Source organism: Klebsiella ornithinolytica NBRC 105727 = ATCC 31898 (assembly GCF_001598295.1).
GTDB lineage: Bacteria > Pseudomonadota > Gammaproteobacteria > Enterobacterales > Enterobacteriaceae > Klebsiella > Klebsiella ornithinolytica.
This window is the reverse complement of sequence record NZ_BCYR01000016.1, coordinates 1-22,156: the sequence shown is the minus strand read 5'-3', so window position 1 is coordinate 22,156 and position 22,156 is coordinate 1. Positions and strand designations below refer to the sequence as shown.

The following is a 22,156-nucleotide window of genomic DNA, read 5'->3' as shown; positions in this document are numbered from 1 at the left end:
GCTTATTTCAGCAGGCGAACGCGGCAGTTTTTGCCTTTAATCTTACCGTTCTGCAGCTGCTTATAGGCCTTCTGCGCCACGCTCTGGCGAATGGCCACATAGACATGCGCAGGATGGACGTTAATCTTGCCGATGTCGGCGCCGTCAAAGCCCATATCGCCGGTCAACGCGCCGAGCACATCGCCGGCGCGCATTTTCGCTTTCTTCCCGCCATCGATACACAGCGTCGCCATCTCTGCGTGAAGCGGTTTGATATTGCCGTTGGTCGGCGCGCTCACCCAGTTCAGCTTCAGCTGCAGCATCTCTGCCAGGATATTGGCGCGCTGCGCCTCTTCCGGCGCGCAGAGGCTGATAGCCAGACCGCTCTCACCCGCGCGGGCGGTACGCCCGATACGGTGCACGTGAACTTCCGGATCCCAGGCCAGCTCATAGTTAACCACCAGCTCCAGCGATTTAATATCGAGGCCGCGCGCGGCAACGTCGGTGGCGACCAGCACACGAGAACTCCCGTTGGCAAATCGCACCAGCGTCTGATCGCGATCGCGTTGTTCAAGATCGCCGTGCAGCGACAGCGCGCTCTGCCCCGCGGCATTCAGCGAATCGCAAACCGCCTGACAATCTTTTTTGGTGTTGCAAAACACCACGCAAGAGGCCGGCTGATGCTGGCTGAGCAGCGTTTGCAGCAGCGGGATTTTTCCGCGCTGGGAGGTTTCGAAAAACTGCTGCTCGATTGCCGGCAGCGCGTCGACGGAATCGGTCTCAATGGTCAGCGGATGGTTTTGTACCCGCCCGCTGATCGCCGCGATCGCTTCCGGCCAGGTGGCGGAGAACAGCAGCGTCTGACGTTCGGCCGGGGCAAAGCGGATCACCTCATCGATGGCCTCGCTGAAGCCCATATCCAGCATCCGATCGGCTTCATCCATCACCAGCGTCTGCAGCGCATCCAGCGACACGGTGCCCTTTTGCAGGTGATCTAACAAACGGCCCGGTGTGGCGACGATGATATGCGGCGCATGCTGCAGCGAATCGCGCTGCGCGCCGAAAGGCTGCCCGCCGCAAAGGGTCAAAATTTTAATATTCGGTAAAAAGCGCGCCAGACGACGCAGCTCACCCGCGACCTGATCGGCCAGTTCGCGGGTCGGGCACAGTACCAGAGATTGTGTCTGGAACAGGGTAGCATCAACATGTTGAAACAGCCCCAGACCAAATGCCGCTGTTTTACCGCTACCGGTTTTGGCCTGCACGCGCACATCTTTACCCGCCAGAATCGCGGGCAAGGCGGCGGCCTGCACAGGGGTCATCGTGAGATAACCCAGCTCATTGAGATTGGCGAGCTGGGCAGCGGGTAAAACGTTCAGTGTTGAAAAAGCGGTCACAATTTTTTCTCGAATTAACAGGCACACAAAGGGCAGGCGCGTATCCTCGCAGATCTGCGCCTGCGATGCGACAATTTAATCGGCTCATCGTCCGGCGGCGGGTCGGGCAGCGGATGCGGGCGCGGCCGGGGATCGGGCACCGGTATGGGATCGTTAGGTTCTGGCGAGACAGGGATCGATGTCAGGGGCTGATAGCGCATGGTGATTCTCCCGGGAATGAGCGGGTATACCCATTAAGCGTAGAAGCTGCTAACCAGAGAGCAAAAAAAAGCCGACTTAATCAAGTCGGCGTCGTACGAATCAATTGTGCTATGCAGTAATTCAAAAAAGGAAGTAAGACAATATGGAGCGCAACGCCCATCGCTTGACGTTGCATTCACCTGCGAGAGAGATATTGCCCCGAATGGGTAGACGGTTTATTGATTTCGCTCAAACATTCCCGGATTTTCACGCGATGGACGGCGATAAAAAGCGATTATTTACAGCCATTTACTACGATGTAACCACCATGTAACACCGCCAATGAGAACGACTAACATTATGCAGAAGATAGAAAAGCCTAAATGCCACTCATTGCCGGGGATCCCGCCCAGGTTGACGCCAAACAGACCGGTCAAAAAGGTGCTGGGCAGAAACACCATCGCCATCAGCGACATGGTATAGGTACGACGCGACAGCGCCTCCTGCATAATCTGAGCAATCTCATCGCTCATAATCGCCGTCCGGGAAATACAGCTGTCAATCTCATCGAGGCCCCGCCCCAGCCGGTCGGCGATATCCTGCATTCTGCGGCGGTGATCGTCATTCATCCACGGCAGACGCTCGCTGGCAAGGCGGGAGTAGACATCGCGCTGCGGAGACATATAGCGGCGCATCACGATCAGCTGTTTGCGCAGCAGCGCCAGAAAACCACGCGGCGGCACCTGCTGATCCAGCAGGTTATCTTCGAGGTCGATAATCCGGTCATGCAGCTGCTCGATAAATTCGCTGGCGTGATCGGTCAGCGCATCGCAAATATCCACCAGCCAGCCGCCGCAGTCCACCGGCCCGGTTCCCTCGCGCAGATCGCCGAGCACATCATCCAGCGCCAGCACCCGACGCTGGCGGGTAGAGACGATTAAGCGCTCGTCCATATACAGGCGCATCGCCACCAGCTGGTCAGGCCGCTCATCGGTACTGCCGTTAATGCAGCGCAGCGTAATTAACGTTCCGTCCCCCACCCGGGTGACCCGGGGACGGGTACTTTCCCCGGCTAAGGCATCGCGGACGCTGTTGGGTAACAGCGGAGTGGATGCCAGCCATTCGGCGCTATCGGCGTGGGTATAGTTCAGATGCAACCAACAGGGATGCTCCTTATCGATAGCGTCACTGTCAGTCAGCGGCTTCACGCCGCCCTGCCCGTCGAATTGCCAGGCAAAAACCGCATCCGGCACGTTCAATTCCGATCCCTTAATGGCGTCCACCAGACCTCCGTCAGTCAGTTCTTATTTTTGCTAGTCTAGCCTGACACATCGGTTAATCAAGGGGTAAAGTCAGCAGGGTGCTGAATTCGCTGATGAAAAGCGGACGAGGAGAAACATAAAAAAAGAACCCGCCGACGGCGGGTTATGAGTGCGTTTCATAAGAATATGTCCAGCCCGCTGAATGAACCACCGCCAGAATGAATACCGGCGGGACGGCAGGCTAGCAGGAGCCGTTCATTTTTTCTCTTCTGCGTACTGACGAGCGTTATCGTGCAAATTGGTACACATGTTTTTATCTCCTTCATTGTTATGAGCAGGAGTAAGAGTAGACCGGAGTTGCCGTTTTGCAAACCCGCCCCTCAAAAAAGTCTCGCCCCGCCCCGACGCCCTGATGAAGCGCCGTCGCGGATATATTGACCGGTAACGATGAGCGGTTGGGGGGCCTGCAGAACGTTGCGCCATACCGCCCGATACCTCCTCCGTAGAGCGGGCGGCCACCCTTTCCTCACCCCATCGCTGCTCCACTCCAGAAGGTGATGCAAGGACGATTTCTTTTCCTGCGAAATGCTGTATTATGCGAGTTATTGCAGCATTTTGCAGGATTTCATCACCATGCATAAAACCGCCAGACAAAAGTACCTGGTCGACCTTATTAGTGAAAACGGGCAAGTCAGTATCAGTGACCTGGTTGAAAAGCTGCAGGTTTCTGCAGACACCCTGCGCCGCGATCTGGCCGATCTTGAAAAGCAGGGGCTGGCGCAGAAGAACCACGGCGGCGCAATCGCGCTCGACATTTCCGCAATGAATCGCCAGGGCCGAAATGCCCTGCTGCCGCAGACTAAACAGCGTTTAGGCCGCCTGGTCGCCAGCAAAATACCCGCCGGTTCGACCCTCTTTTTAGATGCCGGCAGTACCGTTCTGGCCGTCGCGACCCAGATTCAAGGCCCGATGACGGTTATCACCACCTCATTAGATATTGCCTCGCATTTCAGCACCCGCCCGGATATCCAGCTGATCATGCTGGGGGGAACATGGGATGTGCAGCAGCGGCTGTTTGCCGGCAGCGCCACCCTGGCATTGCTGGCGCGCTATCGTGCCGATATCGCCATCCTCGGCGCCTGCGCCATCCATGCGCAACTCGGTTTAAGCGCCAGCCAGGAGGCCGATGCTGAAATCAAACGCGCCATGCTGGCGGCAAGCACCGAGCACTGGCTGGTCGCCGATCATATGAAGTTGAACCACTGCGAGCCGCATCTGGTGGCCGAATTAACAGACATACATCAGTTATTTTTAGACAAGCCCTGGGAAGAGCTCGGGGATACTAGCGCGCTGCAGGTCAACATTGCTGACGCTCAATAACGTGGAGAGGGTAATGAAAAAAGTCATCGCTCGTGAAGGTAAAAACATTAATATTGCGCTGATCGGCTATGGGTTCGTCGGCAAAACGTTTCACGCCCCGCTGATTCAGTCGGTGGAAGGCCTCACGCTGGCGGTCGTTGCGTCCGGCGATGAAGAGAAGGTGAAGCGCGATCTGCCGGATGTCACCGTCATCGGCTCGCCAGAACAGGCCATTCAACACCCGGATATTGACCTGGTGGTGATCGCCTCCCCCAACGCCACGCACGCCCCGTTAGCCAAACTGGCGCTGAATGCCGGGAAACATGTGGTAGTGGATAAGCCCTTTACGCTGGATATGCAGGAAGCCCGCGAGCTGATTGCGCTGGCGGAAGAGAAGCAGCTGCTGCTTTCGGTCTTCCATAACCGCCGCTGGGACAGCGATTTCCTCGGCATTAAACAGGTTATCGAACAAGGACTTATCGGCAATGTTAAGCACTTTGAGTCGCATTTTGACCGTTTCCGCCCGGAGGTTCGCGTGCGCTGGAGAGAACAAAATGTCCCCGGCAGCGGATTATGGTTCGATTTGGGGCCGCACCTGATCGATCAGGCGCTACAGCTGTTCGGCCTGCCGCAGTCGGTGCAGGCCAATATCGCCACCCTGCGCCAGGGCGCGGAGATTAATGACTGGGCGCATGTGGTCTTAAACTACGCGCAGCATAAGGTGATTTTGCACTGCAGCATGCTGGTGGCCGGTGGCGTATCGCGCTTTACCGTCCACGGAGATAAAGGCAGCGTGGTGAAACAGAAAGCCGATTGCCAGGAAAGCCAGCTGCTGGCCGGGGTGGTTCCCGGCAGCGAAAGCTGGGGGCATGACGACGACAGCCTCGTGGTGTTTGATGCCAGCTCGCAGTCGCGCGAGATCCCTACTCCGCAGGGCGACCAGCGCCAGTACTATATTAACGTGCGCGATGCGTTAACCGGAAAGATCGAGAACCCGGTCCATCCGCTGCAGGCGCTGGCGGTAATGGCGGTATTAGAAGCGGCGGTACAGTCGGCGGAATCAGGTACGGTGCAAAGCGTTGCGCTGACCGCGGATGAGCTGGCGGCATTGCAATAATCAGGGGGCTCCCATGACCTGCGGTTTCCACAGGTCATGCCCCGCCGCTCGTGGCTGGTCGCGGTACTCACCGTGCCAGCCCATTCAGCCGATCGCGCAGATTGTCCGCCGTTCAGCGACGTTGATACCAGGCGGATATCCTCGCCCGCAGCCAGGTATGGTTTTCGGCTACATTCTTATCGGTTGGCTCCGGCTGACGGCGCGCCCTGAAACCAGCGGTACCTTTTCAGGTAGTTATGCCCTCGCCTGCAGCGCTTAATATTATTAAATAAAATAATGACGAATATAGCGCTGTATTAATCAAAGGGAACAGTTCAACTTAAGCGTGTACGCTTACTTTGTACTAAGATGCTTATCCAACAGATGCGTTAAGATATCGTCTCAGGATCAGGATGGATTGATCAGCATGACCAGAACAGAAAGGCTTCTCGAATTACTACAGATATTAAGGGCGCAAAGATACCCGATCACCGCATCCACTCTCTCGATAAGATTAGGAGTAAGTGTACGCTCCCTTTACAGAGATATAAAAACGCTACAACATCAAGGCGTGTGCATTGAAGGCGGTGCTGGAATTGGTTATATCATTAAGTCTGACTTTCATTTGCCACCCTTAAACCTTTCTCATGAAGAAATCAATGCTATTACGCTTGGGTTAAATTGGGTATCTCATAATACGGATTATGATTTCAAGAATACCGCAAGGAATGCCCTTGCCAAAATACACGCCGTCATTCCTGGTGAATTAAAAAATCTTATTGAAAGTCAATCCTATCTGATCGGTCCTTCAGAAAATAATGAACTGTTTTTTGAAGATATCCGCAATGCTATTAAAAAGCGAAAGAAAATCGAAATAAAGTATTGTGACAAGAAAGACACTTACTCTTCTCGAGTCATATGGCCCATCGGATTGGTATATATGGAGTCATGCTGGCTTTTGGTGGCCTGGTGTGAGATGAGAAATGATTTTCGTCATTTTAGAACTGACAAAATTAAAGAGCTGGTACAACTGGATTCTACATATAGTGAAAGCAGAACGGTTTTATTGAAAAAATGGAGATTCAAAGAAGGGATCTGCGAGGGGAAAGAGTACTGACAAAAACTGTCACAGCTAATTTGTATACTCACCCCGATGAAAGACTCCATTCTACTTCATAGGGGGAATTATGAATTTCCAGAATAAAGTTGCTGTCATAACAGGAAGTACTGCAGGTATCGGTGAGGCAGTTGCAGAGCAATTACACAAATATGGCGCGAAGGTCGTTATTGTATCCCGTTCCTCAGCGCAGGCTAAACAAAAAGCGAAACGATTAACTTCACAGGGACCACAAGCGCTGGGGATCGGCTGTGATGTCTCACAACCGGAACAAGTACAGAAAATGATCGCTCAGGTTATCCAACAGTTCGGCAGACTTGATTACGCTGTAAATAATGCAGGCTTAACCGGTGAACATGGTAAAAACATAACAGAGCAAACGGTTGAAAACTGGGATAAGGTTATTGCCACCTCCTTGAGCGGCGTTTTTTACTGTCTGAAATATGAAATACCTGAGATGATGAAATTTGGTGGTTCTATCGTTAATTTATCTGCAGTAAATGGCCTGGTTGGCATTCCTGGATTAGCACCTTACACCGTGGCTAAACACGGTATAATCGGTTTAACCCAAACCGCAGCGTTAGAATTTGCAAGCCAGGACATTCGAATCAACGCAGTCGCTCCGGGCTATGTCCAAACCCCACGAATGACTGAATTTCCTGAAAATATCGTACGTAGTTTCGCAAATAGCCACCCTATGAAAAGGATGGCAACAATGCAAGAAATAGCAGACTTCATATTGTTTTTGCTTTCAGACAAATCAGCGTTCTGTACCGGAGGCGTTTATCCAATCGATGGTGGTTATTTAGCCGAGTAACATCCCGCGAAAATTCTTTTAAACTGTAAGAGTTGCTTTAACAAAGTGGCAGGCTCAATGAGAGCGTGCAAATATACAGTTAACGCTTCCGCTGTAGGGCTATTGATAACAATATTTCCCGTATGGATTAACAGGAGTACAGATGTTCGACTCTCCAGGGGTTCATACATCATGCCATTAACAACGTCCGCTCCTGGCACTTAGCACTCTGGCCAGTGGCGCCAGGGTGGCGTTAAGTTAGAGGAGACGTTGACTTCACCGCACGTCCGCAAAGTCAACATCACTCATGTGCAGGGCATCAGCACGATGCCCGATACAAAATGGCCGTATGGGCAAGCGGCCATTATGGGTTATCCAATGCACTCCCGTCTAAGCCGGTAAGTCGCTATCCGTTGAACGTGTTAGTGTTTCCCATTGCTCGATTTCCTTATCTAATGCAGCGAGTTTTTGCCGCACTAAACTCAATGCATCGCTGCCCAACAATAAATGCGTGGGTGGGTTCTGGCTCTCAATGATTGTCAGTATGGCGCGGGCAGCCATCACGGGATCGCCGGGTTGCTTGCCGCTTTTTTCCATACGCGCCTGCCGAATGGGTTCGAAAAGAGCATCATAGTCCGGGATGCTACGCGCGCTGCGTACCATTGAACGCCCGGCCCAGTCGGTGCGAAACGACCCTGGCGCCACGGCGGTCACGTGTATATTGAACGGGATAAGCTCTTTGCTTAACGTTTCTGATATGCCTTCCAGCGCAAATTTGCTGCCACAGTAATAGCTGATGCCGGGCAGAGTAATAAAACTGCCCATTGAGGTGATATTAATAATATGGCCACGACGGCGCTGGCGCATGCCCGCTAGCACGGCTTTCATCATTGCCACTGCGCCAAACACATTCACCTCAAACTGGTGGCGCATCTCTGCGAGCGAGGCTTCTTCCATGATGCCTTCATGGCCGTAACCGGCATTGTTCACCAGCACATCAACCGGACCGACGGTCGATTCAACCTCCGCTACCACCTCAGCAATACGCCCGGCGTCCGTAACATCCAGCAAGCGGCCGAAAGCCCGCTGTGCATCAAGGGCCTCGAAAGCCTGCTTTGCGTGGTGATTACGCACGGTCCCGATAACCCGATGACCTGCGGTGAGTGCTTCCTGCGCCAGCGCACGACCAAAGCCGCTGCTGACGCCAGTGATTAAAATCGTTTTTACCGATGTCATAAAAAAGAACTCCCATGAACAGTGAAGGTTGCATGGTATTCTCTGTACTGTCCTATTTTTAGGCCGAATCTTCTCTTTTTATTGCCTGATTTTATGAGGTGCCGTGATGTCCGGGATGATTAGCATGATGAAAACACTGGCCGCGCAGGAGGGGTACAACCTGACCGCGCTGCCTGATGTGCGAATCTTGCGTGCCGACCGGCCGCTTGCCAGAACACCTGTGCTGTACGATCCGGGGATCGTGATTGTCTGCCAGGGCAGCAAATGCGGCTATTTCGGCCAGCAGACCTATTTATATGATGAGCAGCACTACCTGGCGGTTTCGGTGCCAGTGCCGTTTGTGATGGAAACCGACGCCTCGGCAGAACATCCGTTGCTGGCGATTTATATGCATCTGAATTTTCAGCTTGCCGCTGAACTGATGTTACAGATTGAACAGCATGGTGCCCCGCATCCCCCCGCCGTGCCGCAAAGCATGATGTCGAGTCCGATGGATGACGCGGTAAAAACAGCGGTGCTGCGTTTGCTAGAAGTTCTGAACAATCCGCTTGAGGCGGCGATCCTTGGCCCTGCGCGGGTGCGTGAGCTCTATTTCCGTGTTCTGACAGGCGAGCAAGGCAACGCAATGCGCGCCGCGCTGGCCTTGCAAGGGCAATTCGGCAAAATCGGTAAAGTGCTACAGCGCATCCATGCTCTCTACGCTGAGCCGTTCACGCTGACGCAGCTGGCGCTGGAAGCAGGAATGAGTGTGCCGACGTTTCATAGCCATTTCAAAGCGATAACCCGGATGCCGCCGATGCAGTATGTGAAATCGGTCCGCCTGCACCAGGCGCGCATGCTGATGGTGCGCCAGCAGATCACCGCCAGCGCCGCGAGTTACGCCGTAGGCTATGAAAGCCCGTCGCAGTTTAATCGCGAGTTCAAACGCCTGTTTGGCCTGCCACCGGCGGAGGAGATAAAACGTATGCAGCGTAATTTCGCCGTTCCGCCACCCCAGCAAGCCTCGGTATTTATTTCATCGCATTAAGCTTAATCAGAGGGCAAATAGCGTTTCAATTTCAATCTTGAGATCGGGTGCAAAGAGACGGCTGACTTCCACCAGCGAACTGGCAGGCAAGTGATCGCCGTAATAGCGGTAGAGTACCTCGCGCAGCGCGTTGATCTCGTCAAAAGAGGTAATGAAAATAGTGACTTTAATGAGGGACGAGAAATCAGCACCCTCTGCGGTGACGATTTTACAAATCTGACTGAATATCTCCTCAGCCTGTTCAACGATGCCTGATTGTTGTGCGGGTGTGCCAAATGCGGTAAGCCCCGAGATATAGAGCGTATCGCCATGTCTCACGGAGTGAACGTAGGGGGCCTTTACCTCACCTAACTCAGGATAATTTTTGCGAATCAGCCTGTTCATAATGGGTTCCTTAATGGGACCAGACAGAAATCAATCTTATCATTGTCTTGTTACGGCTCAATATTCATCAGCATAGCGAACACTGCTTACTCCGTTTGCTCAGTTTTGGCCATTCAGTTAGTCTTGAAAAATTCAACCTCACTTAGCCTCATTGTAAGTATCCCACCCAGGCGAACCATGCACTTTTAGATATCTAACCTAACGTGTCGTAATGTCCGAGATATCCTCTTGTGGTGCAAAGCACTCTTCGCCAACGGTCAGTGGCCGCTGTGAGCGAAAAACAGAAGTTCTGAATGTTTACTTACATCGAGGTGCCTTGGGTCATCGTAAGCAGATCACTGCAGTTGACTAAAAGGATAATGACAAATCTCAGCTGATAACTGATAATTATTAGCTGTTAAGTAACACCAGAACGGATAATGGCTATGTGTTACTATAATAAAAATGGGGTCTTGAGGGGTTAGGGATTATACATATATGAGATTTTATAGCATAGATTATCTACAAACACAGTCTAGCATCAATGATTATTTAAAATACATCGTTATATTTAGTACTTTATTTATCCTGATCGTTGTTTTTAGTCTGTACATGCGCCATCGTTTGCAAACTAAATATCGTGACTTAACAATCATAGCCTTCTTATTTTTGCTCTTCATTTCCGGTGTGCAATATGCTGATTATACTGATAGTAAAAATATACATTCCCAATCATCACAAATGGTTAATTTTGTCAGGTCCTTATCACAAAAAAAAGATGTGGATGTGAATGCTATATTTTCCAGTTCAGTACAACTCTCTGATGGCATTATCGTTAAAGTTAACGATCTTTTTTATCGCGTCAACTTAAGTCCGGATCAAAAAACATACAATTTAGTAGAGGTTTCGTTAGTAAACCCAGAAATAGAAATCATAAAAAACTGAGGTGTAGAAATGATAATTTATTTACCTATCATTATAAAGTTGGGGCTGGGGATACTGTGTTTAATTGTTCAAATAAATCTTATGGGAAAAGGGAATCTGGCCCCCTCATCCGCAATGGACCAGGTTCAAAACTATGTGCTGGGGGGGATTATAGGAGGCGTAATTTACAACGAATCTATAACAGTACTCCAGTTTGTCCTGGTCCTAATCATATGGACTTTTTTGGTCTTTTCTCTTAAGTTTTTTAAAGAAAACAATCGGTTAGTTAAAAGAATTATTGATGGAAAACCTATTACTTTAGTACACAATGGCAGCATTAATGTCAAGGAGTGTTTACGGAATGGTGTTTCTGCAAATGATTTAATGTTCAAATTAAGAGCAAATGGCATTTATGAAATAGAACAACTAAAACGCGTAGTTCTCGAACAAAATGGGCAATTAACCATCATACAAAGTGGCGATGAAAATATACGCTACCCTATTATAGTGGACGGTTTAGCCAACCATGATCTGCTAGAAATCCTTAATAAAGACAATGAATGGTTAGAACATGAAGTTACGAAGAAAGGCTTTAATAAAATTAGTGAAGTATATTTAGGTGAGTACTTATCGGGTAGGATTAATTTATACGGATATGAAAAATAACATCCAAAAATTAATGCCCATTTATCAAGAGGCAGCCATTTTAGGTGTGCCTCTGTCTGAGAACACTGAAATCAACGTTCGATCCTGGCACAGGGCTGCTGTTGCAGCTCTGACAACCTTAGTCTTCAATCGGCTCAGAGATCTCTAACGCATCATCTACTTCAATGCCCAGATCACGCACTCACTCGCTAATGGCGGAAAACCTTATTGATGAGTATTGGCTATTCGTCAATCCGATTCTGCTGGGGCAAGGCATTCCCTTGTTCCAAAATATAAAAGACAGAACCTCACTCATGCTGGTGAAGAGTAACGTTTTGTCGTCGGGCGTAGTGTGTCTGCAATACGAGGTGAAACGAAATCAATAATGCCAGGTTCCGATAGTTCAGCAACAGGAATAAAACTCCGGGCGGCTGCATTTCTGCGAAAGTGTCGCCAATCGATGTTTTGCGGTATGTGTCTACCCTGATTGACAATAGCACCTAAGGGGCCGCAACATCCGCTCCTGGCATGAAGCGGACGAACTGACTGAGCGGAAGGTCTGCTTTGAGCGAGGTGCGGAAGCTCGCTGTCAAGCTGCCGGATGGTCCAAATCACGGTTTTAAGCCGTGACTCGCTAAATTTCACATGTGAAAGTTAAGCTGGCGTTGTTTCCAGGAAGACCAGCGCTCTGAAGGATTCCCCACTTGACCGGTTAGCCAACCATCATACCGAAGGTCAGAATTTCGCTCATCACCTTAATCTCGACACAGTTTGGTGGTTATTGAGATACCATTGGGCATTGATGTGATGAACTAGCCTCTTTTCCAGTGCAAATCCATCAAAACTCAATTAAGTTATCAGTCTGAGCATACTGAACTTTTGGTCTAGTCATAGACTAATAAAAGATCGAGGAATCGCCTCTTTATAATCAGATGAGCCATCACCATTGTACAAAAAGTTGTCACTATTACCCTCTAGGCTGAAATCTTTCGAGAACGAATCAATTCTTCACGTAAATAATAAGCTCTAGCAGAGCTAGTTTCTACTATTCCTGTTAAGAGAAGCAGACATATATCGTACATTCTTCTACTAAGAGTTCCTCGATTTTCTATCTGCAAAAATCTTCCAACCACCATTTCTATATAGAATGCTGTATTCACTTGCTTCCCGATAATATATCGATTGGCACTGTAATGCTCAGCTAAAATAAGAATACCTTCTTCGAAGAATACGTTGTAGAAGTTATAAATCAATGAAGACAAGGCTTCAAATACATGGCTATTATGTGCAGATTGCTTTGCAAAACCGAGCAAATATTTAGCACCTTGCTTCATATCTTTCTCTTCATTCTCATGTCCTTGCCATGGGCAATCCGCATACATCATTCCACGCAGTAGCTGATTTAGGTCATTCTGTAAACCGATATAATGGTCATTAACATCATTCAAAGCTATCTTGTGTGCTTCTGGTGCTAACAGGCACCAAAGTGCCCATATAGCATCATAATCACCTTCTTTTTCTACAGAGACATGATAGGAGAGTGTTAACGAATAAATGAAGCCGGGAGCTTTTGAACACCCTAATACCAATAGATCTTTAAAGGGCATGAAGTTATTGTTTCTTGAGGAAACAACATGTTCAGAGAGACAGTCTTGAATCTGCTTTTTAATTTCATGATTTATTTTTTCATCACCACTCGAACGATGGTTTTGATACTCCGTATCAAATACAAAACTCATTAACCTATTGACCAACTGAATTTGTATCTCATCCTTAGTACAGTAAGGAACCATTAGCATTGGTAAATGAATAAACCACGAACAGTGGCTTTCCAAAGATATATCGTTAACTGAAAGCTTAAACTTTCCCTCAACCAAGTCGTTACGAAAAGTTGTTAAAAGATCATTCCATTTTTCGAGTGCGGCTTGCAATTCAGCACCTTGTAAATAATAAAACCTACGCACATCACTATCTTTCCTTCGTAATCTGGCATACTCAACCATTCCACCTATACAACGGGATGCTAATTCAGCGTCTCTAGACCAAAGAAACTCTCTTACTCCCTTTGCAGCACAAGCACTAACGTTCAGGTTCTCATGCGTTAATGCTGTAGCTAAAGCAAACTTCAACTGTTCTATTTGTTCTGAATCTAGATCTAAATCAAATAACTTAGGTAAGACAAATGCACATGCTCCAGAGCCATAATAATCAGTCTTATCATGTGCAGCTGTCCCATTCATATTGTCTGCGTGCATGAATATTGATTCCAGGATAATTCCTAAGCACCACTTTTTATCTTCATAGCTCAATTCTAAAAGGATATCACGGACACAAACCGCTGCAACAGTTGTGATTGTACCAACCGCCATATCGGCAAAGTTGTGAACTTCACCTTTTTGGAGGGCGCTGAGCAACCCCTTAGTAGCTATTAACGCATCCTGATATGAAGAGAAGTATTTTTCTTCTAGTAATTGCTCATCGAATAGTTTTCTACCCCATAAGTTTAAACTAGTTACGGTGTTATCCATTGCATGCTTTTCATTAAACTCTTGTTGATCCAGCTTTAAATCTTCCGGAAGCTCTGATGAGCTTTGAAACAATACTCTGTCATTTTTTTTGTCTTCAATTACTTCCCAAGTCCTTGTATCGACTCTATGCACCATATACCGAAGGCTTTTTTCATTACTTGCAATAGCTTCATTTTTCAGTTCATCAACAATTTTTAAAACATCATCCCTTAGGTCATTTACGAACTGAAGCCTTGTTAATAAGGTTTCTAATGACTCTTTTCTCCATGGTCTAAGTGCTGCTTCTCTTCTCTCTTCCATGTATATTTTCGACAATGCATCCCTATTAAGACCAAAGAAATGCATCTCATTTTCACCCATTTCTTGAGTCATTCGAATCAAGTCTAAATGGTATAAATCAGCTTTTTTAAGTAAAGGAAAGGCGGCTTTACCTACTTTATTAGGGAAACCTGTGGCCACAGAAGATAAAACAGATGTAGGCATTACTGAATTACTAGAGCGAAGAACATAATCAAAAACCCAATCTATTTCATTATTCTCACCACAATTTTCAACGTACTCAACTAACCAGTTCTCCAACGCCATAAGAGCACTCTGTAATAAGTAGGGCAACGTAGACTGTCCTCTATATCCCTTCCAGAGGTGAGGAGATGAATACTGTTTAACTACTGTGCCATCATTTAGAGTTATATCGACTTGTTTAGCTACTGTTTCGAAGGCGTAAATAGTGTCTTCTTCATTGTCTTGAGGTTTAGAAAATTCCGATTCTGAATATTTTTGTGCTGTCAAATTGCACAATCTAATAATAAAATCTAAGCCTAGCCTTGGCTTGAATTGAAGAAGATATTTGAAAGGGCCTTTGGCACCGCTCGCAGGGAAAAAACCTCGTTCTGTATCTAGCCCAAATGATTCCTCTACGTCTATTCGATATGACACGTAGCCATAATCATTCTCTTCGGCTTTTTCCAGCAGCCACTCATGCATTGAAAGTTTAACTACGAAGTCAGGATAAAACTTACACAACATAGGAACATTAAAGCCTATAAGTGCCAAACTACTCAGTTCATCAACATAACTTAATCGTCTAGGTTTTATCTTTGAGATGAAAACGTCCTGTTTCATCAATTCATCAAAATCATCTTTAATGGCTGTTGAAACTTTTAATAAAACATTTAATATTTTTTTTCTTTGCCCCTCACCACGATATGAGTCTTTAACCTTTTCAAGGAGCCATAAACTTAAAAAACCAACCTTTTCAGACGCTCTTGGCAACTCATCATGTATATTAATGAGACCAGACCATTCATCTATCAATTCAATAATTTGAGTACGCACAGGGCTACTCAAATTATCTTTTTCCTCATAAATAAAATTGAATAGTGCTTCCCAACCTTCTCCATATGGCTTTAGGAAAAGGGATTTTAGCAATCCCGATTTTTTATCTTTTATCAGTAGTCCGTTGTATAAAGATATTGGTCTTTGACACGTTATTCTGAGAATAAAACAAAACCGTGTCAAAAGAGCACAATCATCTTTAAGAAGCTGGTGCTTAAGTGAATTAAGAAATATTCCAGGGGAGTCATGCTGCATGATTGCAGAAATTGCCTCGTCCTTCCAATAACTATCTATCTCATCAGAAGATAATAAACCTTCTACGAATTCATTAGTTGTATCATCAAATTTTAGCTTCCTATATAGCCATAACCTGAATGCCCTACTTATCGCAGGTTCATTTCCTATATTTAACAAAAAGCTTGCAACATTATGAGAATTATCAAAATGCTCTCTATCGATGAACTCCTCTAAAGCCCAATCTTCTAAAACATCATGCATAGGACTTACACAAGATGATTTTTGATCTCTGTAGATCAAATGGTCTTCTTCCAACTTTGCGATTACTTCCGGGTCAAAACTGCTTGCTCTGACACCAAAAAGCATCTTTTTAGCTCTCTCTATTGCTATTTTAATAAAGGTTTCTCTTCTTCTATCTGGCATCCCTGACTTTCTATCAGCTTCTTTTGCAACAACAGTCCGCCACACTATATCCCTAAAGTCTTCTTCAGTATCTCCAACCCCAAATTGAGCCCCATTTTTTATTGCTCTTACAGCAATCTCAATAAAAAACGGTATTCTTAGTAGTTCTGCTAATGAGTTATTAGATACTAAAGATTTTAGCTCTGGAATATGCTCGCAAACTTGCTCGACTTGATTATCTTCAAGCCCTTCAATATTCACGCTGCTAAAATTTATAGAGCAAGGCTGTAGGAAATTAAATGACAGTTGTTGATAAGCATAGTCCCGGCCAGTTGCAATGATAGTCCAACCAGACTGTTTTCTAATGTATTGCAATAACTCAACAAAAGTATTTGGATAATTTAGTTCTAAAACTTTTTCTAGGGACTCTATTACGAGTACTTTTTCGTGAAGCAATGAGAAATGACTTTCAATTTCTCCCAAAGAAGATGTAATTCCCATGGAAGTGAAAACTTCATTTAAGTGACTTTTATCTAAATCTTCAGCTCTTAAGTAGAAGACTGGAACATCTATATTTTTTGTTGTGATAAAATCTTTAACAACGCCCGACTTTCCAGCCCCTCTTGCACCGGTAACAAATAAAAACTCACTATCTCTATAGCAACTAGATAGTGCTACCAGTTGTTCTGATCTATCAACATGGAGTCCGTTTATATTTGTAGAAATACCTTCAAAAATATGCTGGCTGCGCTCATAAAGCTTTATCAAGTCATTCTCAAAATGTAAGCAGCTTGATTTATTAAATAATCCTTTAACGTCTTCTGGTATATTATCTTGAGTTAAAACCCCCGCATTCTGGTTGAAACTTTGAACGCAGGAAACAAGTCTAGCTAAGACTAGAGAAGGTAATATGTCTGAGTAACACTGAATCAATGAACAAAGTAAGTTTGCTACGATGGAATGTTCTGCATCTAAGTCAAAAGGTAATATCTGAAACGATTTCAAGAAAGACCACAATTCTTCTTCTGAGATAGCTACCCCATTATTCGCATAAGTAAGTTGATCTCTAAATACTTCTAACTTTTCGAGCTTTGCTTCACTTGTAAATCCTTGGGTTTGTGATTTCTTTATAAAATCCTTTGAATTCGATGAAAACTTAGCCCATTCAAGTAACGGCAAAGTATTATTTATGTCAGTTTTGGCTAAATTACCTGTTATTAACGCGATAGAATCTCTTTCTGACTTAAAGCCCACACTTTTAAAATCCGCCCAAGCACTATTTATAACTTCTGCAAATACTGAGTTTGATGAGCCGCTAATAGTTATTTCATGCTTAATCTGAGCATAGATCTTACTTTCATTATTTGAGTTATCTGTGGCAGTCAATACAAAATCATCAGTGTTTACACCATCATATTTGTTCTGAAACTTTAACTCTTTAGCCCTCATATAGTTACTCAAACAAGGAACACAGGATTTAGTCAATAAGGATAGTGCGAAAGCTGCTTGAACTCTTGTTTCGAAATTAACTCCTCCACCACCAGTAGAAAACGGGTTACTTTGTTTTTTTATTTCTAAACTCATTTTATAATCTCCCTGAAGGTGGAATTTCTTTATCAAACGATGGGAGTATCTGCGCGGTTTCAGTATTATAGGGCAGATCAGCCCTTTCTGTAGAGGTTTTATCCACACTAGCCATCTGTATGCCTTTCAGCCGCACATGAAAGGCGATTTGCTGCCAGCGGCGTAGCCATTGTTCTTCCTTTCGCTTGTAGGCCTCTAGCTCGGCCTTGAGGCGATCTACCTCCACCTGAAGCTCTTCAGGCCTCTTTGTTTATCTGCTCTTTGGTTTTCACCAATCCGCCCGACAGTGCTCGTTTGGCGTTGTCATAAGCGCTTTTGATCTCGGATTGCGGATGATGTGGCTGCAGGAAGGTTTGTTGTTCCGTTTCCACAGTACAAACTTAAGGCTTAGCGAGGATACGATTTAGTCTACCGTTCTGATATTTAAAATAAGCATTCTAAGACAATGGCTCTCTGAAGAATTGAGCTCTCTGAAAGATTGAATGACGGTCTAAAAAGGTCCGCTCCTGGCACGAAGCGGACGAACTGACTGAGCGGAAGGTCCACTGTGAGCGAGGAACGAGGCTAACTTATACCTTCGTGACCTAAGACATCGGAAGCAGGGCAATCACATTATTCAGGAATCATTCGTCTCTGCGGCATGAACGCTATTTACCAGAGGAGAGTCGAGACTCGATAGATTATCTGGGCCTGTTGCCTGGACTGATGTTTAAGTGAGGAAGCAGAACGTGAACTTCTGCCAGCCTACTCCCGGTTGCTGATTGCCCGCTTAGTCAGTCACGACGAAACCAGTGAACATGCACAAAAAGAGATAGCCTGAGAAGCCAATAGCAGCGGGCGTCAAATTGACGAAATCGCGTTCTTTCTGCATAAATGGCGCAACGAGTCGTGCCTGCTGAGACCCTTTTAAAAAACCAGCGTGTGGTTACCCCCCTCCTGATTAAATAGCCACCCGCTGCGGTACCAGCGGACAGAGATGCCAAAGGCGGACAAGAAAGAGCGCTGAACGCGGATTGTCTCTAATCCCGGAGGCATTTCTCTTCGTAGATTACGCGCGACCTCACACCTTTTCGTTTTCGCCTGCCGCTCCAGACAGGCTTGAGGATAAATGCTGATGTTGATGCCCGTCTCTCGGCATACTGCCTGGCAATACGCCCTCTTCCCTAAGCCGTCATTTTATGACCCACCCAGTTGTTTCATCAGGGTCAGGTTATCTTCAAGATGCCAGTTCGCGATGATTTTATTATTCCTGACCTGATAGATATCCGTCGCGATAAAATCAACCTGCTGGCCCTTACCTTTCAGTTTGCCGAAGGTTCCGGTGAAATGTCCGCGGAAATGAAGGTGCGATACGACTCGATCGCCTGCAACGATCATCTGCTCAATCTCGCAACTCAGATCCGGGACGGCGGTACGGAAGGCACGGGAGGCCAGAAGTGCGCCTTCCGGTCCCTGTTTGCGGCCCTCAGGCGGCGTCTTATCGACAAAATTATCGGCCAGCGCCTCACGGGCCAGGGCTTCATCACCTGTATTCCAGAATGTTGCGTAACGTCTCGCGACGGTTTCAAGCGCGGCCTCGCGGGCGGATAACCGGCTATTTTCCGCAATCAATTGATGGGGTTTCACCAGCGCAGGCGGTGCAGAAAAGGCAGCGCTGGCCACGGGTAGCAGCATAAGCGCCGCCAGCCGGGTAGGATAAATCGTCAACTTTTGCATAAAAGGTCCTTTGTGTTGCCTCAAAGAAACAGGTAACCCGGGCGTATTTCAGCCGCTTGCGGGTAAAATGTGAGGATTAGTTAATCAGCGCGCCGCCTTCGATATCCAGCAGGGATCCGGTGACAAAGGGATTGTCCATCACGAACAGATAGCCTTTTGCGATATCCTCTGCCCGCCCGAAAGCTTTTGCCGGTAGAGTTTCAGCGGCAGACGCAAGCCATTTTTCGCGGGCAGCAGGATCCATACCGGCGTAAGCCTCGGTATCTGTCAGCCCCGGGCTCACCGCGTTTACCCGCAGCGGAGAAAGCTCCTTCGCCAGAACCTTAACGGCGGACTCCAGGGCCGCGTTCATGGTGGTTTTGACGATAGCGCCCGCGACAGTGCGGCGGGAAACAAAGCCGCTGGTCAGCGTCAGAGTGCCGCGGGCACTAATATTTTTACTCAGATGCCTGGCGACATGGATACTGCCCCAGAATTTGCTGTCGAAAGCCAGCCGGGCCTCGTTCAGATCCAGTGAAGTGAGCGCCCCGCCGGGCGCATGCGATCCCGCCGTCACAATAATGTTATCGACCTCTCCGAGCGTCTGGCTAAGCTGGATCACCTCCGCCTCTTTGCTGATATCAAGGACGACAGTATCCACAGATGCACTTTCCTGACTCAGTAACTGTCTGGCCCGCGCCAGCTTTTCTCCGTCCCGTCCGGCAAGGATCAGGCTTTCTCCCTGTTCAGCCAGAGCGCCAGCCACAGCAAAGCCAATGCCGGAACTCCCGCCGATGATTAATGTTTTTTTCGCCATCACTTTACGCCTCGTCGATTGTGTAGAACGGATAATCGGTATAGCCTGCGCTGCTGCCGCCAAAAAGCGTGGCGGGATTGCTTACCGTCGCTAATGGAAGGCTATTCCTGAGCCGGTACGGCAGGTCAGGGTTGGCAATGAACGGGCGGCCAAAGGCAAACAGGTCGGCCAGCCCCGCCTTAAGGAGCTTGTCCACTTTGTCCTGGGTATAATTGCCGGCGACAATAAGCGTGCCGCTGAAGGTGGCGCGTAATCGTTGACGAAATTCAGCAGGTACCTGCGGGGCATCGTCCCAGTCAGCCTCTGCCAGATGGATATAAGCGATACCTTTCTTTTCACACCATGCAGCCAGCGCGAGGATCGCTTCAATCACCTGCGGGTCGTTCATTCCGCGCTGGGTGATGAATGGGGAAAGGCGTATGCCCGTGCGCGTAGTGCCGATGGCGTCGCTGATAGCCTCCAGCACCTCCTGCGCAAAACGGATCCGGTTAGCCAGGCTACCGCCATACTCATCGGTACGTTTGTTCGATGTCCGGCGAAGAAACTGATCGATCAGATAACCATTACCACCGTGCACCTCAATACCATCAAAACCGGCGTTAATCGCATTTAGTGCGGCCTGCCGGTAATCAGCAATAATCTGCTGAATATCGGCAGGCTCAAGTGCCCGCGGCTCCGGACAATCGACCATATGCCCTTCCCCCTGCTCATCAACAACCCAGACCTGGGCATCGGGCGCGAGCGCAGACGGCGCGACAGGTTTGCCATCTTCCTGGAAACCCGCATATGACATGCGCCCCACATGCCAGAGCTGGGAAAAGATAATTCCCCCCGCACGGTGAACGGCTTCTGTGCTCAGCCGCCATCCTTCAACCTGTTCTGCGGAGTGCAGACCTGGTGTCCAGGAGTATCCCTGCCCCTGAGGTGAAATCTGCGTGGCTTCTGTAATGATCAACCCCGCGCTGGCGCGCTGCTGGTAGTACGCCGCCATAAGTGCTGAGGGCACGTTTCCCGGCTGTAACGCCCGTGCCCGGGTCATTGGCGCCATCACAATCCGGTTTTTCAGGCTGAGCGCCTTCAGGTAGTAGCTATCAAAAAGCGTACGATTTTCCATTTTCTGTCCCCGTAATGAATTGTTGAAAATACTTTACGGGGTGAGCGATATTTTGATAATGGCATTAAAATATGATTGTCTTTTCAGGATTACTGAATAATGGGAAAGCTTGAAGATATGGCACTGCTGGTTGCCGTGGTGGAGGCCGGCGGGCTTTCAGCCGCCGGTCGCCATATGGGACTCTCGCCGGCCACCATGACCGCCAGGCTGAAGGCGATTGAAGAGCGTTATCAGACCCGTCTGTTCCACCGCTCCACTCGCGCCATTACCATGACGCGTGCCGGTGAGGAGTTCTACCACGCTGCGCTGCGCGTACTGGATGAAATGAACCATGCTGAGTCGCTACTTACGCAAAAAGAAGGGGTGCTCAGCGGTAATATCCGTATTTCGGCCCCCTCCGATTTTGGCCGACAGTATCTCAGCCCGGCGCTGCTCGATTTTTCCCGGCTGCATCCGGCAGTGAAAACCTCGGTATACCTGGGCGAAAGTGTCAAAGATCTGGTCGCCAATCGTCTGGACATGAGCATTCGTTTCGGAAACCTGCCAGACAGCAGCCTGGTCGTCAGAAATATCCGCCCGAATCATCGGGTTCTGGTCGCCTCGGCTAACTATCTTCGGGCGGCAGGCACTCCGGGCGCCATTGAGGATTTACACCACCACCGATGCCTGGCGCTGGAGCTGCGCGGAATGGTCATGAACGAATGGCGTTTTGAGCACGACGGTCAACAGAGCACATTACGCTTTACCCCAGCCATGGTATGCGACGATGGCGCGCTACTCCGCCAGTGGGTGCTGGCTGATGCGGGTATCGCCAGCAAATCATGGTGGGATGTCAAGCGAGATGTGGAACAAGGCAGGCTACAACTGCTGTTTGCTGAAAGTTTTATTGGGTTTAGCCGCTTTGATAAAAAAAATGTCGGGCTGCAATTTGTCTATCCGCAGCGACGGCTGCAGCCGCTACCGGTTACCGCTTTCACCCGGTTCTTCATTGACTGGCTGGAAAATGAATAGAAATCGATGACCTGTTCCCCGTTTTTTCACTCACCGTTACGTGACCTGGCTC

19 protein-coding genes and 1 pseudogene are annotated in these 22,156 nt (G+C 48.1%); 10 read left to right on the top strand and 10 right to left on the bottom strand.

Going from position 1 to position 22,156, the window contains the following annotated elements:
- Nucleotides 1-2 precede the first annotated feature (2 nt).
- The 3 genes from dbpA to zntB form a co-directional block, all read right to left on the bottom strand.
- Nucleotides 3-1,376: an ATP-dependent RNA helicase DbpA gene (gene dbpA / locus ROR01S_RS22575; protein WP_064359911.1), complete on the bottom strand. Its 1,374-nt coding sequence runs from the start codon at nt 1,374-1,376 to the stop codon at nt 3-5.
- Nucleotides 1,377-1,390: 14 nt separating this feature from the next.
- Nucleotides 1,391-1,576: a proline-rich small protein YnaL gene (gene ynaL, locus ROR01S_RS27665; protein WP_071824622.1), complete on the bottom strand. Its 186-nt coding sequence runs from the start codon at nt 1,574-1,576 to the stop codon at nt 1,391-1,393.
- A gap of 279 nt (nt 1,577-1,855) precedes the next feature.
- Entirely contained in the window at nt 1,856-2,839 is a 984-nt protein-coding gene (gene zntB, locus ROR01S_RS22570) for a zinc transporter ZntB (RefSeq protein WP_004861213.1), read from the bottom strand.
- A 612-nt stretch (nt 2,840-3,451) separates the two neighbouring features.
- Here zntB and ROR01S_RS22565 point away from each other — a divergent pair.
- From ROR01S_RS22565 to ROR01S_RS22550, 4 genes are all read left to right on the top strand, one after another.
- Nucleotides 3,452-4,198 carry a DeoR/GlpR family DNA-binding transcription regulator gene (locus ROR01S_RS22565; RefSeq protein WP_004861208.1) on the top strand — a complete coding sequence of 249 codons (747 nt, stop codon included), beginning with the start codon at nt 3,452-3,454 and terminating at the stop codon, nt 4,196-4,198.
- Between the two features lie 13 nt (nt 4,199-4,211).
- Nucleotides 4,212-5,294, top strand: coding sequence for an oxidoreductase (locus tag ROR01S_RS22560; protein WP_064359898.1), 1,083 nt, complete (start codon nt 4,212-4,214; stop codon nt 5,292-5,294).
- Between the two features lie 406 nt (nt 5,295-5,700).
- On the top strand, nt 5,701-6,390 hold the full coding sequence (locus tag ROR01S_RS22555; RefSeq protein ID WP_064359897.1) for a helix-turn-helix transcriptional regulator: 690 nt from the start codon (nt 5,701-5,703) through the stop codon (nt 6,388-6,390).
- A gap of 70 nt (nt 6,391-6,460) precedes the next feature.
- Nucleotides 6,461-7,207, top strand: coding sequence for an SDR family NAD(P)-dependent oxidoreductase (locus tag ROR01S_RS22550; protein WP_004861200.1), 747 nt, complete (start codon nt 6,461-6,463; stop codon nt 7,205-7,207).
- A 369-nt stretch (nt 7,208-7,576) separates the two neighbouring features.
- Here ROR01S_RS22550 and ROR01S_RS22545 read toward each other — a convergent pair whose 3' ends face one another.
- A complete protein-coding gene (locus ROR01S_RS22545) occupies nt 7,577-8,422 on the bottom strand; it encodes an oxidoreductase (protein ID WP_054828862.1) in 846 nt (281 codons plus the stop codon).
- 106 nt (nt 8,423-8,528) lie between these two features.
- Here ROR01S_RS22545 and ROR01S_RS22540 point away from each other — a divergent pair, with 106 nt between their 5' ends.
- Nucleotides 8,529-9,449, top strand: a complete 921-nt coding sequence (locus ROR01S_RS22540; protein ID WP_064359896.1) for an AraC family transcriptional regulator — start codon at nt 8,529-8,531, stop codon at nt 9,447-9,449.
- Nucleotides 9,450-9,455: 6 nt separating this feature from the next.
- On the opposite strand, the gene ROR01S_RS22535 is transcribed toward ROR01S_RS22540, so the two are convergent.
- On the bottom strand, nt 9,456-9,833 hold the full coding sequence (locus ROR01S_RS22535; protein ID WP_048756131.1) for a RidA family protein: 378 nt from the start codon (nt 9,831-9,833) through the stop codon (nt 9,456-9,458).
- Nucleotides 9,834-10,310: 477 nt separating this feature from the next.
- Here ROR01S_RS22535 and ROR01S_RS22530 point away from each other — a divergent pair, with 477 nt between their 5' ends.
- The 3 genes from ROR01S_RS22530 to ROR01S_RS26575 all read left to right on the top strand — a co-directional run bounded on the left by ROR01S_RS22530 (nt 10,311) and on the right by ROR01S_RS26575 (nt 11,767).
- Nucleotides 10,311-10,757, top strand: a complete 447-nt coding sequence (locus ROR01S_RS22530) for a DUF3290 domain-containing protein (RefSeq protein ID WP_015584482.1) — start codon at nt 10,311-10,313, stop codon at nt 10,755-10,757.
- Nucleotides 10,758-10,766: 9 nt separating this feature from the next.
- Nucleotides 10,767-11,402 (top strand): DUF421 domain-containing protein, encoded by a 636-nt coding sequence (locus tag ROR01S_RS22525; RefSeq protein WP_015584483.1) that lies wholly within the window; start codon nt 10,767-10,769, stop codon nt 11,400-11,402.
- Between the two features lie 164 nt (nt 11,403-11,566).
- Entirely contained in the window at nt 11,567-11,767 is a 201-nt protein-coding gene (locus tag ROR01S_RS26575) for a dihydrofolate reductase family protein (protein ID WP_227540851.1), read from the top strand.
- A gap of 588 nt (nt 11,768-12,355) precedes the next feature.
- Here the strand turns inward: ROR01S_RS26575 and ROR01S_RS22520 are convergent.
- The gene (locus tag ROR01S_RS22520) at nt 12,356-17,467 is read right to left on the bottom strand and encodes a hypothetical protein (RefSeq protein WP_064359895.1); all 5,112 of its coding nucleotides are present in this window, start codon (nt 17,465-17,467) and stop codon (nt 12,356-12,358) included.
- A 1-nt stretch (nt 17,468) separates the two neighbouring features.
- The gene (locus ROR01S_RS22515) at nt 17,469-17,693 is read right to left on the bottom strand and encodes a hypothetical protein (RefSeq protein WP_064359894.1); all 225 of its coding nucleotides are present in this window, start codon (nt 17,691-17,693) and stop codon (nt 17,469-17,471) included.
- Nucleotides 17,694-18,194: 501 nt separating this feature from the next.
- Between ROR01S_RS22515 and ROR01S_RS27715 the strand changes: the two are divergent.
- Nucleotides 18,195-18,287 (top strand): annotated as a pseudogene (locus ROR01S_RS27715) (hypothetical protein); the annotation flags it as partial.
- Nucleotides 18,288-18,643: 356 nt separating this feature from the next.
- Here the strand turns inward: ROR01S_RS27715 and ROR01S_RS22510 are convergent.
- From ROR01S_RS22510 to ROR01S_RS22500, 3 genes are all read right to left on the bottom strand, one after another.
- Entirely contained in the window at nt 18,644-19,183 is a 540-nt protein-coding gene (locus tag ROR01S_RS22510) for an ester cyclase (RefSeq protein ID WP_015584485.1), read from the bottom strand.
- Nucleotides 19,184-19,259: 76 nt separating this feature from the next.
- On the bottom strand, nt 19,260-19,979 hold the full coding sequence (locus ROR01S_RS22505) for an SDR family oxidoreductase (RefSeq protein WP_048757098.1): 720 nt from the start codon (nt 19,977-19,979) through the stop codon (nt 19,260-19,262).
- A 4-nt stretch (nt 19,980-19,983) separates the two neighbouring features.
- Nucleotides 19,984-21,093 (bottom strand): alkene reductase, encoded by a 1,110-nt coding sequence (locus ROR01S_RS22500; protein ID WP_064359893.1) that lies wholly within the window; start codon nt 21,091-21,093, stop codon nt 19,984-19,986.
- Nucleotides 21,094-21,192: 99 nt separating this feature from the next.
- Here ROR01S_RS22500 and ROR01S_RS22495 point away from each other — a divergent pair, with 99 nt between their 5' ends.
- The gene (locus tag ROR01S_RS22495; RefSeq protein WP_015584488.1) at nt 21,193-22,104 is read left to right on the top strand and encodes a LysR family transcriptional regulator; all 912 of its coding nucleotides are present in this window, start codon (nt 21,193-21,195) and stop codon (nt 22,102-22,104) included.
- Nucleotides 22,105-22,156: the final 52 nt, after the last annotated feature.

Excerpts from the sequence above, each read along its gene's own strand:
- ynaL (WP_071824622.1), bottom strand. The coding sequence starts at position 1,576 with ATGCGCTATCAGCCCCTGACATCGATCCCTGTCTCGCCAGAACCTAAC.
- ROR01S_RS22565 (WP_004861208.1), top strand. The coding sequence starts at position 3,452 with ATGCATAAAACCGCCAGACAAAAGTACCTGGTCGACCTTATTAGTGAA.
- ROR01S_RS22560 (WP_064359898.1), top strand. The coding sequence starts at position 4,212 with ATGAAAAAAGTCATCGCTCGTGAAGGTAAAAACATTAATATTGCGCTG.
- ROR01S_RS22555 (WP_064359897.1), top strand. The coding sequence starts at position 5,701 with ATGACCAGAACAGAAAGGCTTCTCGAATTACTACAGATATTAAGGGCG.
- ROR01S_RS22550 (WP_004861200.1), top strand. The coding sequence starts at position 6,461 with ATGAATTTCCAGAATAAAGTTGCTGTCATAACAGGAAGTACTGCAGGT.
- ROR01S_RS22545 (WP_054828862.1), bottom strand. The coding sequence starts at position 8,422 with ATGACATCGGTAAAAACGATTTTAATCACTGGCGTCAGCAGCGGCTTT.
- ROR01S_RS22540 (WP_064359896.1), top strand. The coding sequence starts at position 8,529 with ATGTCCGGGATGATTAGCATGATGAAAACACTGGCCGCGCAGGAGGGG.
- ROR01S_RS22535 (WP_048756131.1), bottom strand. The coding sequence starts at position 9,833 with ATGAACAGGCTGATTCGCAAAAATTATCCTGAGTTAGGTGAGGTAAAG.
- ROR01S_RS22530 (WP_015584482.1), top strand. The coding sequence starts at position 10,311 with ATGAGATTTTATAGCATAGATTATCTACAAACACAGTCTAGCATCAAT.
- ROR01S_RS22525 (WP_015584483.1), top strand. The coding sequence starts at position 10,767 with ATGATAATTTATTTACCTATCATTATAAAGTTGGGGCTGGGGATACTG.
- ROR01S_RS26575 (WP_227540851.1), top strand. The coding sequence starts at position 11,567 with ATGCCCAGATCACGCACTCACTCGCTAATGGCGGAAAACCTTATTGAT.
- ROR01S_RS22520 (WP_064359895.1), bottom strand. The coding sequence starts at position 17,467 with ATGAGTTTAGAAATAAAAAAACAAAGTAACCCGTTTTCTACTGGTGGT.
- ROR01S_RS22510 (WP_015584485.1), bottom strand. The coding sequence starts at position 19,183 with ATGCAAAAGTTGACGATTTATCCTACCCGGCTGGCGGCGCTTATGCTG.
- ROR01S_RS22505 (WP_048757098.1), bottom strand. The coding sequence starts at position 19,979 with ATGGCGAAAAAAACATTAATCATCGGCGGGAGTTCCGGCATTGGCTTT.
- ROR01S_RS22500 (WP_064359893.1), bottom strand. The coding sequence starts at position 21,093 with ATGGAAAATCGTACGCTTTTTGATAGCTACTACCTGAAGGCGCTCAGC.
- ROR01S_RS22495 (WP_015584488.1), top strand. The coding sequence starts at position 21,193 with ATGGGAAAGCTTGAAGATATGGCACTGCTGGTTGCCGTGGTGGAGGCC.